At 60.1% G+C, this 13368-nt stretch carries 9 protein-coding genes; 3 read left to right on the top strand and 6 right to left on the bottom strand.

The window, feature by feature from the left end; translation table 11 throughout:
- The first annotated feature begins 72 nt into the window (after window positions 1-72).
- Together WNZ15_RS09020 and WNZ15_RS09015 are read left to right on the top strand one after the other, a co-directional pair.
- On the top strand, window positions 73-957 hold the full coding sequence (locus WNZ15_RS09020; protein WP_342892636.1) for a phosphate/phosphite/phosphonate ABC transporter substrate-binding protein: 885 nt from the start codon (window positions 73-75) through the stop codon (window positions 955-957).
- Window positions 942-2894, top strand: coding sequence for an ATP-binding protein (locus WNZ15_RS09015; RefSeq protein WP_342892635.1), 1953 nt, complete (start codon window positions 942-944; stop codon window positions 2892-2894). The genes WNZ15_RS09020 and WNZ15_RS09015 overlap by 16 nt, the downstream gene beginning before the upstream one ends.
- A gap of 509 nt (window positions 2895-3403) precedes the next feature.
- Here the strand turns inward: WNZ15_RS09015 and WNZ15_RS09010 are convergent.
- From WNZ15_RS09010 to WNZ15_RS08995, 4 genes are all read right to left on the bottom strand, one after another.
- Window positions 3404-4843 (bottom strand): ATP-binding protein, encoded by a 1440-nt coding sequence (locus WNZ15_RS09010; protein WP_342892634.1) that lies wholly within the window; start codon window positions 4841-4843, stop codon window positions 3404-3406.
- A complete protein-coding gene (locus tag WNZ15_RS09005) occupies window positions 4840-6099 on the bottom strand; it encodes an FIST N-terminal domain-containing protein (protein ID WP_342892633.1) in 1260 nt (419 codons plus the stop codon). Before WNZ15_RS09005 ends, WNZ15_RS09010 begins: the two co-directional genes overlap by 4 nt.
- Window positions 6100-6308: 209 nt before the next feature.
- Window positions 6309-8633: a HAMP domain-containing methyl-accepting chemotaxis protein gene (locus tag WNZ15_RS09000; protein ID WP_342892632.1), complete on the bottom strand. Its 2325-nt coding sequence runs from the start codon at window positions 8631-8633 to the stop codon at window positions 6309-6311.
- Between the two features lie 125 nt (window positions 8634-8758).
- Entirely contained in the window at window positions 8759-9064 is a 306-nt protein-coding gene (locus WNZ15_RS08995; RefSeq protein ID WP_342892631.1) for a hypothetical protein, read from the bottom strand.
- 795 nt (window positions 9065-9859) lie between these two features.
- On the opposite strand from WNZ15_RS08995, the gene WNZ15_RS08990 reads away from it, so the two are divergent.
- Window positions 9860-10909 (top strand): hypothetical protein, encoded by a 1050-nt coding sequence (locus tag WNZ15_RS08990; RefSeq protein ID WP_342892630.1) that lies wholly within the window; start codon window positions 9860-9862, stop codon window positions 10907-10909.
- A 413-nt stretch (window positions 10910-11322) separates the two neighbouring features.
- Here the strand turns inward: WNZ15_RS08990 and WNZ15_RS08985 are convergent, their stop codons facing one another.
- Window positions 11323-11820, bottom strand: a complete 498-nt coding sequence (locus WNZ15_RS08985) for a hypothetical protein (RefSeq protein ID WP_342892629.1) — start codon at window positions 11818-11820, stop codon at window positions 11323-11325.
- 906 nt (window positions 11821-12726) lie between these two features.
- Window positions 12727-13248, bottom strand: coding sequence for a hypothetical protein (locus WNZ15_RS08980; RefSeq protein WP_342892628.1), 522 nt, complete (start codon window positions 13246-13248; stop codon window positions 12727-12729).
- Between the last annotated feature and the right edge of the window lie 120 nt (window positions 13249-13368).

Here is a 13368-nt window from a genome sequence, read left to right as displayed (position 1 = left end):
AATCTATCCCTAAATGGGGATCGTTCCACAGGAGACCGATTGATACGTTTCTGAAAATCGGAAGGAACCCCCATGCGGCATCATTTTACACTCTCCAAGCCTCTCAACTCTTTGCGGATTTGCGCCCTGCTCCTGGGTGCGTCCGCAGTCTTTTTTTCCGGTGGACGGACAGCGGCCGCCGAAAAGGTCTATTCCCTCGGTGTCGTCCCGCAGCAGTCGGCGACCCGTCTTGCCCAGATCTGGATCCCGTTTCTGGACCGGCTCGAGCGCGAAACGGGTTACAAGTTCAAGTTCGCGACCGCCAAGGATATCCCGACATTCGAGGCCTGCCTTTCGGACCAGGCCTATGATTTTGCCTATATGAATCCCTATCACTACACGGTCGTCCACGAGACGGCCGGCTATGAAGCGTTCGCGCATCAGGCCGACAAGAAACTGAAGGGGATCCTTGTGACCCGGTCCGACAGTTCCGTGGCCGCACTGGAAGATCTCGACGGGTACACCCTGGCCTTTCCGTCGCCGGCGGCCTTTGGCGCGAGTGTCGTGCCGAGAGCCGAACTGAGCGCGGCAGGCGTCAGTTTCGAAGCGGCCTATGTAAAATCACACGACTCGGTCTATCGTGCCGTGGCGCTTGGCGTCTTTCCGGCCGGCGGCGGAGTGCTGAGAACCTTCGGCAATCTTCCCGAAGATCTCAAATCGCAGCTCCGTGTGTTCTACCGGACCGAGGGTTATACGCCGCATGCTTTCGCGGCCGCGCCGGCCGTGCCGGCTGACGTGCGTGAAACGGTTGCGGCGGCCATGACAGGCCTGGCCGACGATGCCGTGCTCGGAGCGCTCGGAATGTCCGGTTTCGTCCCGGCCGGAGATGCCGCCTGGGATGATGTGCGTGCGTTGAACCTGACCGCCGGCCAGACGGAGATCGCGTCGGCAGGAGAAGAGACATGTCATTCAAACTGAAGACCATTCTCGGCATTGCCCTGATCGAGGTGTTCGTTCTGGGCATTCTTGTCCTGACCAGCCTCAACGACTTGCGGTCCTCGAACCAGAATGAACTGCGCACCCGGGCGCAGACCTCCGCCAAGCTTCTTGCGACGATGACCAGCGATGCGGTGGTGGCACTCGATCTGGCGACCCTGGACGTGCTCGTGGACCAGGCGCTTGCCAATGACGGACTGATCTATGTCCAGATCCGCAATTCGAACGGACTGGTGCTTGCCGAAGGCGGCAGTGTTCCCGTCGGCCTGCCGGATGACGTCGGCACCCTTGAAGACATCCACGTGGAAGACGAGCGGTTCGATGTCAGTGTGCCGATCGAAGTCGGCCAGACCGGCTTCGGTTCGGTCCGGATCGGTTTGTCGACCTCTCTTTTGAACGATGTGGTTGCGGCCGGCACGCGCAGAATGCTGACGATCGCGGGTCTTGAAGTGTTGCTGGTCGCCATTTTCGGCTATTTGCTCGGCACGGTCCTGACGCGGCAACTCAGTCATCTCAGGGACGGAGCCGTGCGCGTCGCGGCAGGTGAATTCGGCTATCACATGCCGGTCAGGGGCAATGACGAACTGGCGCACACGGCCAGGGCGTTCAACAAGATGTCGACCGCACTGGCGGATTATGACCGGATCTCGAAGAACGAGAAGGACGAGGCGGAAGCCGGCCGGAAGTTCGCCGAAACCCTGTTGCACAATGCCATCAACAGCGTGTCGCAAGCCATTTTCATCGTAGGAGAATCCGGAGAACTCCGGTTCGTCAACAGGGCCGCGCTGGATCTTTACGGTCTCGGCAGCGAGCGCTGCAAACCGGGCGATCTGTTCGAAGATGTTCTGCTGACCGCCTATGCGGCGGCTCCGGCCGCGGAGGCCGACGGTCAGGCCGAGGTCGTCCAGGACCGCCTCAGCCGGCTTGAAAGCGGAACGGTGCAAAGCTGGCAAAGCGTCTGGATGGAGGGCAGGGCCCTGCTGCATACCCAGAGGCCGATCGTTTCCGGCGGTTTTGTCATGGTCGACACGGATGTGAGCGAACTTTACGAAGCCAACGAGAAGAACCGGCGGCTGGAGCTGGAACTCATGGAAACGCACAAGCTGGAGTCACTCGGTACGCTGGCGAGCGGCGTCGCTCATGAGATCAACACGCCGACCCAGTTCATCGGCGACAATCTCAAGTTTCTGCGCGAGTCCTTCACGGACCTGGCTGACTTCATAGATGTGGCGGACACGCAGTCTCCGGCGGACAGGGCCGCCCGGCTTGAAGATATGGACTGGTCCTTCCTGAAGGATGAAATCCCCGCAGCGCTCGGGGAAGCGGCCGAAGGTGTCGAGTCGATCGGCAAGATCGTGCGGTCGATCAAGGAATTCGCGCATCCGGACGACACGGAATGCACGGAGACCGACCTGGTCAAGCTGATCGAGAACGCCGCGACCGTCTCCCGGTCCCAATGGCGCCACAGCGCCGATCTGGTGTTTGAGCCTGATTGCTCGGAAATGATCGTTCCGTGTTATCCGGGAGACATGTCGCAGGTGATCATCAATCTGATCGTGAATGCGGCCGACGCGATCTCCGAACATTCCCAGAGCCAGGACTATGCCGGCGGCAAGGGCGAGATCAGGATCGACCTGAAACGGGACGAGGAGGTCTGCACGATCAGTGTGCGGGACAACGGGCCGGGCATTCAGGCGGACGACCTGCGCCGGATCTTCGACATGTTCTTCACGACGAAGCCGCCGGGCAAGGGCACCGGTCAGGGGCTGGCCATCTGCAAATCCATTGTCGAAATCAAGCATCGGGGCAAGCTGCGTGTGCGGTCCGATGGCGGTGAAGGCAGTGCATTCGTGGTCAAGATCCCGCTCACGCCGGGCAGCCCGAACCTGACCGGCACGGCACGCTCCGAGGCCGCCTGACACCCGGTCGGCAGAGGCCGACCCAACGAATTGCTGCGAAGCCTTTTGCATTGGACCGGATCCGGTTTGCAGCTTGGAAAGAGGCTTTCGACATGAGCGGTGCCGCGAAGCGCGGTGGGGTGGATCGCGCGCGCGGCGCAAGGTTTCCAGAGAAAGTCATCCGGCGGGCCACTTCAGGCCTTCCGTCATATTCAGGCTTCCATGAGAGCCGATCTTGCGGGCCGGACCGTCCCGGCTCCACGGTCCTCAATCCCTCGTTCACCGTCCTTCGTACCGTGACTCTAGAGGCTCTGGGCCCTAGGCCCTGGTCCCACGTCCCGTGGCCCTCGTCCTGCGCATTTCGGGACCGCGCATGAACCGGGTAAGCCCACTGCGTACACATAGGTCAACTGCGGAGAACAGGGAAACGGCGTCGCCTCGCGGTGTCAGAGTGTTTGACCAGGCACGGGCCCGCACTCTGCGCGCTCGTCTGCGCGGTTCCGACATCGCCGTCGACATGTCATCTTCATTCAGGAGTGCGAGACCTGGCCGGCGAACGCTTTTTCCGCGCGAAGGGGCAGGGTCAGGCGGACCGTGGTGCCCTTGTCCGGCGTTGACTCCATGTCGATCCGGCCTTTCAGGTTCTGCACGATCATGGTGTAGCAGAGCGAGAGCCCCTGTCCCGTTCCCCGGCCGGGTGCCTTGGTCGTGAAGAACGGGTCGAACACCCTCGCAAGCACGCTTTCGGGCATGCCCGCACCATTGTCCGTCACCGTCACCACGGCGTTGCGTTTGGTCACGAAGGTCGAGATGCCGATCTTGCCGTGTGCCTCGAGGCCGGCTTCCTTGCGGTCTTCGATCGCGTGTGTCGCGTTGACGATCAGGTTGATCAGCACCTGCCGCATATGGTCCGACGCGCCCCTGATGAACGGCAGGTCACCGAACAGGTCCAGATCGACGCCGGCCACATATTTCCACTGGTTCTCGGAAACCGTGACCGCGTTTTCTATTTCGCGGTTGATGTCGATTTCACCGTCGCTGTCGCCCGCCGGATGCGAGAATTCGCGGATGGCGCGGACGATCTTGCTGATCCGTTCCAGCCCGACCTGGGACTGGTCGAGAGCGTCCGGCAGATCCTCGGTGAGGAAGTCGCCGTCCATTTCGCTCCATTTCCGGTCGGCGCACTGCTTCAGGCCGGAAAGCGCCGCCGCATCCGCCGGTGCCTCGGCCAAGGCGGTCCGCAGATCGCCGGCATAGGTGAGCAGTTGATCCGCCGCATCAGCCAGATAGCTGAGATTGTTGGTCACATACTGCAGCGGCGTGTTGATCTCGTGGGCGACGCCGCCGGCAAGCGTGCCGAGGCTTTCCATCTTCTGCCGGTCGCTCAATTCGAGTTCCAGCCGCGACCTGATCTCTCCCTGTTGCCGGCGTTTGAGAGCCTGGTCGACAATCGGGACGACGCGCAGGAACAGGCTGAGATCCTGCGAATTGAAAAGTGTCCGGCCGGGCGACCTGTAGAGCACGAGAAGCGCGCGGGCGTCGCTCAAGCCCAGCCTGCCGGCCAGAAAGGAGCCGTGCCTGGTCCTGGTGTCCTGGAGGCCGGGCACCCGAGTGCTGTCCGCGATGATGCGGGGCGCCTTTTCAAGGTACTTGCGAAAGGCGGGCAACTCCGGCCAGAAGCAGTAGTCGGCGGTTTCGGGCGAAGCCAGGGTGGGCGTGGTTCCATGGCTGTCCGCGGCGGCCAAGGGTGCATCCGGGTCGAAGACGATGGCGGCCTCGTCGAGTTCGAACAGCCGGCACAGGCAGTTCAGCATGATTTGCGGCAGGCCTTCCTCGTCGGACTCGTCCGTGAGCACCTTGAGAACCTGCATCACGCATTCGCTCTCGCGTCTGCGCGAGGTCTCCTGCTTGCGCAACCGGTCCAGTTCCAGCAGGGCGTCCCGCAAATCGTCCTCACGACAGGTCATCATGTTTCTCCGAACAGCGCGGCGGAAATCATCAGATTGCCGTGCCGGTTTTCCGCGTCGAGAACAGGCCCCTGTTCTCCGAAAGTGAATGCGGTGATGAAGGGGACGCCGGGAAGGGCCTGGGTGATCTGGCCGTGGACCTCGTTCATCCGGTCCCTGACGGTCAGCATGCAGCCGGCGCAATAGACCAGGATTGCGCCCTTGATGTCCCGGGCGTCGAGTTCGATCATGTCCATCGCCGACCTGCAGACATTCCCGGGCCTGTGAATGAGCGATTCAACGGTGCCCTCCATCAGGTGCAATTCCTCGCCCTCGGCCACATTCGTGAACAGGCTGATGCCGCCGTCGGGCCGTGCGGTTTCCGGATGGCTCAGCACGAACATGGACGCACCGGCCAGATTGCCCCTGCGCCGCCCGAGCGGCGAAAGCGTCGTTGCCTGCAGGATGTTGACGGTGTGCGAAGCCGGATCGGGGATCGGATTTGCGCCGGGAGCGTCCATCGCCGGGCCGTTCCATTCCCGGTAGAGATCGAGGGCGGGGCGGTTGTCCAGGCTGTAGACCACCCTGCCGCGGGCGCTGGTGACCGTCGCCTTGCGGTCCGTCGGCCGGTATCCACTGTGAAACGCCGTGCCGATCCGCAGAGGGGAAAACCAGGCGCTGACGACGAGACCGGCCGCGGTGGTGCTGTCCCGGTCAAAGACCTGCCAGCCGCCGGAAACCGTGTTGTCCGCCGCCGAGCCGCCGACAATCGGCACGCCGCGGCCGACCACGGACTGAATGCCGTCAATGATCGCCTCCTCGTCTCCCGGAGCGGCGCTCACCCACACCAGTTGCGGGATTTCTCCGAACCGGTCGACGGATGCCATGGCGTCCAGGATCGCTTGTGCCGCGGCCTCTCCGGGGTCGCCGTTGTAGGCGCGCAGGCCGGTGCCGGTGTCTCCTTCGCCATCATGAAAGGTCCAGATCGCCATGCCCGCGTCCGGTGCCGAGCAAAGACGCTTGTCGGTCATGGTTCCCTGGCAGGAGGTTGCGCCGTGAAGGGCGGCGGACGGATAACGATCGCGCAGGCATTCCCGGATGATGTCGACGTCGAGCGCAGCGTTCACCTGGATCATGACAAGGTCCGGATCCGGATCCGGGGCCTTGTCCGGGTCCTGGCCCGGATCCGGCGCAGCGCCTGCTTCAAGCTGGCTGAGACAGTCCCGGACCGCGGTGCGCGGGTCCCGGTCCAGGCTCGAGGCGGATGCAATGGTCACCATCTTGTCGTCTCCTGGCAGTCGGATCTGTTTTCATTCCTGAAATGTGCCCGGGGCCGGCGCTTGCCTGAACAATTGCCGGCCCCGGAGCTGGAGGTCCCTTGTGGGGGAAGGTCCCTCCGTTTGTTGCGACGAGGCGGTGGCCTCGATGCGCGGTCCCGGACGGCGTCCCTGACGCCTGGGCTTCATGCGCCCGAATGCGGGCAGATGCTCTAGGCGGCTTGCCGCAGCCTGTGCTCGAGTTCCGCGTGCAGTTTTTCGATATGGTCGCGCTTGAGCGGGAATTGCAGCGTGGTGCTGCCGTCCTCCACCTTTGCGATGCGGGCGTCGAGCGGTGCGGACAGCGCGTCGGCCTGCAACAGGACCGGGGTTCCGACGTCCCCTTCCAGGGCAACATCGATCACGCAATATGCGGACGTCACCTTGCGCATCGTCACGGTGTCGGTGTGCGCGTCCATGGTGACCCGCGCCGGCCAGTTCACTTCATGCACCTGGTAGGTCTCTTCATCCCCGCGGCTGGCAATGGCCTCAAGAAAGGTTTCCACCTCCGAGCCGAGTACGACGGCCTCGTCATAGACCACATTGCTGCCGGTCATGACGTGGTCCGCCGTCTCGGAACTGGTGTCGGCGTTGCTGCGCATCAGCGAGACGCTGTCCTGCACCCGGGAGGCATTCTGGGAGACGGTTTCCATACTGCGCGCGATCTCCGTGGTGGCATCCTTCTGCTGACTGACCGACGCGGCGATGCTGACGGCGGTTTCCGTCACGTTGCCGATCGCTTCGTAGATTTCGCTCATGGACAATTCGGCGCTCTGAGCGGTCTCCTGTACGGCGCCGACCTGTTCGCTGATATCTGCAGTCGCCCGGGCGGTCTGTGCCGCCAGTTCCTTGACTTCCGCGGCCACCACCGCGAACCCCTTGCCGGCTTCGCCCGCACGGGCGGCCTCGATCGTCGCGTTCAGAGCCAGAAGGTTGGTCTGATCGGCAATTTCGCGGATCAGGTCGACCACACTGGTGATCTGGCCGGCGACGGTCAGAAGACGGTTGAAGTTGTCGCGGGTCTGTTCGGCCTTGGTGGAGGCACCGGAGGCGATCTCCGCCGACTGGTCCGCGTTGCGCCTGATTTCCTCGATCGACGAAATCAGCTCCTCCGCCGCCGCAGAGACGGTCGCTACCATGCTCGAGGTTTCGGTTGCGTCCTTGTCGAGAACAGCGGACTGGTCGACGGTAATCGCGGACATCTCGGTGAGCGACCCGGCGGATGCCGACATGTCCGACGAAGACCGGGACATGCGCTGGAAGATGCCGCGGATGGTGTTGCCGAACACGTCGATCATCTGGTCCAGTTCGTAGCGGCGGCGCGCGACGGTCTCTTCGGTTGCTGCCTGTTCGTCGCGCAGTTTCTGGCGCTCGACCAGGGCTTCATGGAAGACGATCACCGAACGGCTCATCTCCGCGATTTCATCCCGGCCCCGGGGGGCGTCGATCTTGACGTCGAGACGGTTGTTCGTCAGGTCCTGCATGACCTGCACCAGCCGGACCACGGGCCGGCTGATCAGGCGCCCGAGGCTGAAGGCGGTCCCGAAGCCGATGATGAGGCCGGCGAGGGTGGCGGCGGATGCAAACACGAGGGCGGCGCCCGTCTGCGCATGCACCAGTTCCTCGATCGCGTGCTCCGCCGCGACCGCGATGGCGTTGATTTCCTCGAGGTCCTTGGAAATGATCCCGGCTTCCTCGACCATGACCTCATGTTCAAGCCGGCGGATGTCGCCATCGAGCGTCTCGAATTTCCCGAGGGCGTCGATATAGATATCGAGCTGCTTGACCGCGTCCGCGATCAGGAGCTTGTCCCTGGACGACACACCATCGATGGCGCTGTCGGTCAGATCCTCCCGGACGCGTCCGATTTCGGCAAGGGCATAGTCCAGCTCGGCCTTCTGGTGCGAATAGACGAACCGGTTGGCGTGATCGCGCGCGACCAGAAGGTGAATGACCGCATCGGTTACGAGCGACAGGGCCCGGGACGGTTCGGCTTCCTTGAGCTCGCTTTCCAGAACGTGCTCGAAGACGAGTTCCAGCTCTTCCTGCAGCGTGTCTCCCGCCTTGTGCAGCTTGCCGTCGACAAGATCGTTCTGCTGGTTTCTTTCCTCGGCGAGCTTCAGAAAGTTCTCCCAGTAGGCGTCGATGTGCTTGCGCGCGTCGTGGAGCCGGTCCAGTTCCTCGGGGTCGTGCATGGTTTCCAGCTTGTGCCCGATCAGGACGGTGGCTTCGTGGTAGGCGGTCACCGCTTCGGACATGTTTTCGGAACTGGACACAGAGATGAACTTCCCGGTGCGCCCCTCCAGCCTGGCGAAGGAACGCGTGATTTCAGCGGTGGCCGCCAGAACATTGCCCTGTTGCGAGAACTCGGTGAATTCCCGGTCGAGCGTGTTCAGGGTCACCACGAAGGTGCCGCCCAGAAACGCGAACAGGGTCAGAAGAACGCCGAAGGCGCAAAACAGCTTGTTGGTCAGTCGCAAATTGTAAAACCAGGTCATGTCGCCTCCGATGCGCATTCGTGTCCGCATTCCTCCGGTCGGGATCGGCCGGAGGCCTGAAAACCTGCCGGTTTCGGACTTGCGCTTGTTTTCTTGTCAAAGGATCGGGAAAAGCCCCGGGCGGCTCAGTGGAGGCCGCCGGTGTAGCGGGACAGGAGCGAGAGCCAGCATTGATAGGCCTCGCTCATGTCCGGTTCGGGACCCGCGTGATCCTGGGGGGAAACCGGCGCCGGGTCCGCGCCGCCGGCCGTGGCCAGGGAGGCGGAGATATAATCTGCACCGCCGGCTTCGCCGGTCACAAAAGCCGCCAGAACGGCGGCGCCCGGGACTTCGTGCAGCCCGGTTGCCGCGACCGGTACGAGCCGGCAGGCCGAGGGGGCCAGCGGTTCGCTGGCCATGAGAGCGTGATCGATGGGGTCCTTGCGTGCCAATTCGGGCATCCTTCTTGTCAAGGTGGCCAGCACGTCCTGCACAGTAAACGGACGGGGCAAGCCTGAAGCTTTGTTGTCGTTGAGACCTTGCTTCGACCTGTTCCGGCCGTGTGAAGGTTCGTGGTTGCAAACCTGAAATGCAGAAAATTTGAACTTAATTCGATCCCCAAATGGGGACGGGGGTCACGCACCCCGGGCTGCCGCGATCCGGATCAGGCGAAGTGACACGGCCGTTTCCGCCCGGAATAAAAGGCAATTGAAGCCGGTGCCATACCGGTGGCAACGCGCGGATTTGCGCGCTTTTCGCGTGTCCGGGCGAAGGATGGCCGTCTCCGGCCGGAGTGCCGCGACCGGAGCCCCGGCGGAGCGGTCGCCCGGGGGTGGAAAATTCTCGCTGACAGCAACGCCAGATCGAAAAGTACCTTGCCGGCGGATGCCCGTTCTGGTGCCAATGAAGGTGCAGGCGCCGAAAAAGGCAGTGCCAAGAAAACTTGAAAGTTGCAATTTTCAATCAATTGGCGAGACTGCGGAAACGGGCAGGGCGGGCAGGTCACTTGCGGGGCGCAGGACGCGTTGAAGCGTAAAATACAGGCGGGTCGGCAGAACACGGGACCTTTGAAGACGTGCCATGGGGGGTAGATGAGCTGCAGAGCGAACCTGATTTTGCTTTTCCTGACATGTGTGCTGGTTTTGACCGGTCTTGGGAACCCGGGTCCCGCACTGGCCCGATCGAACAGCTCGAACGAAATTCTGTTCATATTCAATCACGGGTCGTCGACGAACGTCCTGACCGAAGTGTTCAACAAGAACTTCGGCCATGATTGCTACTGGCTGCTCAACTCAAGACCGCACTGGGTTCGGCATCTCGACGGGAAGATCATTGGAGGTTTGAGGGTCCGGGTCGAGACACCTTGCACCGGCACCGTGCTGGGCACATCTCACGACGAAGACGGTTGTGGCGGCGAAATCTGGGTCTGCAAACGGATTGAACTGATCTTGCAAACAATCGAAGATGCTAAAAAGCGTGGCTATCCGCCCGAACGGATCTTCGTGGGGGGACATTCAGCGGGAGGCTGGGCCAGCCTGCTGATCAAACGCTGGCATCCCGGTCTTTTCAACGGTGTCATCGTCACGGCCCCCGCTTTCGAAGGCAAGCGCAGCTCGCGGCAGTGCCGGCACCCGATTTGTGATGTGAAGCCTGAAAATGGAAAGAAGAAAGACGAGGTGGGAAAAACCTGGAAAAACGAAATGCGGCGGCAGCACGACACCCATCTTGCCATGAATGCCGGTCAGCCGCCCGACTTGCGCGCGCTTGTCATGTCGTTTCCCTGCGATCCGTTCGGCTGGAACAGCGAACTTCCCTTCGCAGGCAATGACAGCGTGACAAGCCTGACTTTCCCGGAGGATCTTTCCGCAAAGCTGCAATGTGCCCAGGCGGGAAAAACACAGCGCTACAGCCCTGGCGGGCGCAAGACAGTCCGTTGTGATGAGCCGGAAAAAACGGTTCCGAGAGACCCGGGAAAACCCGCGGTTTGCGGCTCCGGGCAAAGTGGCGATCGATCCTATGCGCAGGTTTTGAATTGTCCGGAGCATCTCGCACACCTGTGCGCCCTCAATCAGCATACCGAAGTGCACCGGCAACTGAAATTCAGCGACTACATGCTTTCAGAAGACGTCGTGAAGGCCTTCATCGAAACGCATCTGGACCTGGAATTGTCCCGTGGTGCCGCCCCGAACGGATTGCCTTGCGATTTTATCGATCAGGCAAAGCTCTGCCGACGGAACGACGGCGGAAAACAAAGCTCGACGAAACCTGGTTCCGGATCAAACCAGTCGCTGCCTTGATGCCGGAAAATTCCAGTCCAACCCCGGGATACACCGGGGAACTTGTCAAATTGGGTCAGCCTTTCATCAAAGGTTGAGGGAGAATCCCGTGGCAGGTCAATTGATTGATTCAGAACTCATAAACCAAATTCTCCTGTGAGATAAAATTTAACGACGATAACGAACGCAAAAATCGCAGCATCCAGAACGATCACAGTAATTGTAATAGAAATAATCCTGTATATCCATTTATGGACTCCATATTTTTCTTGAATTTTTAATACTTTTCCAAATAACTTATACATAATTACGAAAATTATCACAAAAGAACTAAAAAATACAACAGGCATATATGGAGATGCGGCCTCCCAAATACCTAAAAAACTTATATCACTCATAAAATTTGCCTGTAATTTTCTTTGTTGGCTTCAACGCTAAGGGCTTGTGTCTACGTAATTTCCCCCAGCCGTCACCATACCGCAACGCCAGAAGAACCTGTCCGCGTCTTCCGCATTCTCACCATTGGTCACATGCACCAGCAGATGCGCGCAGCCCCTTTCCTTGGCCCAGTAGCGCACCGCCTGGACGAGGCGGAAGGCGACCTTGCCGCCGAGCAGCGTGCCGGTAAGCTTCTGGGAAATGTTCAGCGTCTGCAACGTTGCGATCAGCGTGCGGGTGCCCAGGAAATGTTCGCCTGCCTGCACGGAGGCGAAGCCAAGCAGCCCGTCTTTGGCAAGCGGTCCCTCCACCCCCGGCACGGCATAGATCAACCCGAAGCGGTCCGGCTGGCCGGTCGCCTTGTCGAAGATCGCCCGGGCCTTGTCATCGGAAAACGGAATGTCCCGGAACACCGTGTGCCGATGCGCCCCACGCGCCAGATGGATGCCGGCCCGGCAATCGGTTTCCGAGCCATCCGCCAGCCGAAGTTTCACGCTGGTTCGTTTCGGCGGGGCTAAAACGGAAGTCTTCCCGAGTGCCGCAGCTTTCGCCTGAACAGGAACCTGCCCGGCCTGTGCTTGCGCGACGGGCCTACCCATCGCCTCATCGGAGAGATCGCTGTCGTCACTCACACTATCGCCCCCATTCAGCACCGCCACGCATCTTCCGCTATAGCGTCTCAACCGAAGCCTTCGCCCCGGTCGTTTTAATCCCCACACCCCGGGCGCCTCTACCCAGGTTCGGGCGAGACATTAACGAATTGGTAATCCTTACTGATCAGTCATAGTAGATCCAGTCTATTACTTGCAGTTTCTGTATATATAGGCGCTGATATTTCGACTAATACTTCCAAGAAATTCCGTTTGATCCATAAAAATATCTGAACGATCGCTTCCGAAAATAGTCATTTCCTTCCCACTACAGTATTGATATTTTATTTGGAACGCTTCTCTGGGAGCGGAGTTTTTAAAATTGAAAACGGCTACAGACAGATTATTAATTGATTTCTTAATCTTCAATCCATTCATATATCGAAGATCGTATATTTTTCTATATTCGCCAACTGCAACGCTATGTTCACAATAATAATTATTGTATTTTATAGTCAACTTACAACCAGAAATTCTTACATTTACTTTTTGATTGTTAAATCTATGAATTGACTGCTCAAATTCACGCTCTACTATTCCCTTATTTTCTTCTGCGAAGTAGTAATAAGGGAAAAATTTATATAGAAATAATAGGAAAAAAATTATCGAGGCAACAAGAATTGCCTTGTTTTCGATTTTATTACTTATCATTCATCTTACTCAAGGTATGCAGAAGATAATTGCCCCCAACCGTCACCATCCCGCAGCGCCGGAAAAACCGGTCCGCGTCTTCCGCATTCTCACCATTGGTCACATGCACCAGCAGATGCGCGCAGCCCCTTTCCTTGGCCCATTGCCGCACCGCCTGGACGGGTCGGAGGGCGACCTTGCCGCCGAGCAGCGTGCCGGTAAGTTTTGGGAAATATTCAGCGTCTGCACCGTCGCGATCAGTGTGCCAGTGCCCAGGAAATGCTCACCCGCCTGCATCGAGGCAAAGCCCAGGAGCCTGTCTTCGGCAAGCGGTTCGTCCACCCCCGGCACGGCATAGATCAGCCCGAAACGCTCCGGCTGGCAGGTTGTCTTTTCGAAGATCGCCCGGGCCTTGTCTTCGGAAAACGGAATGTCCCGGAACGCCGTGTGCAAATGCGCCTCGCGCGCCAGATGGATCCCGGCCCGGCAATCCGCCTCCGAGCCATCCGCAAGCCGGATTTTCAGGCCGGGCCTTGAGGGTTCACGGACGTCCGTGCCGCAGGTTGTTTTCCGGCCTGCAGATTGCCTGCCCATCGTATCGCCCGGCGTGTTTATCTCGTTTGAAGACAGTTCGCCGATCACATGTTCGCCCCTGCAGGTCTGTCCCGATTGTGCGCCCTTGCACCGCCCCGGCGCTTCATTCTGGTTGCAATCCGGACTTTAGCAATGTCGGGACTGTTTACAAGCACCCCGGCTGCCCCG

The organism is Roseibium sp. AS2 (assembly GCF_038900065.1).
Classification (GTDB): domain Bacteria; phylum Pseudomonadota; class Alphaproteobacteria; order Rhizobiales; family Stappiaceae; genus Roseibium.
This window is presented reverse-complemented; position numbering and strand designations above follow the sequence as displayed.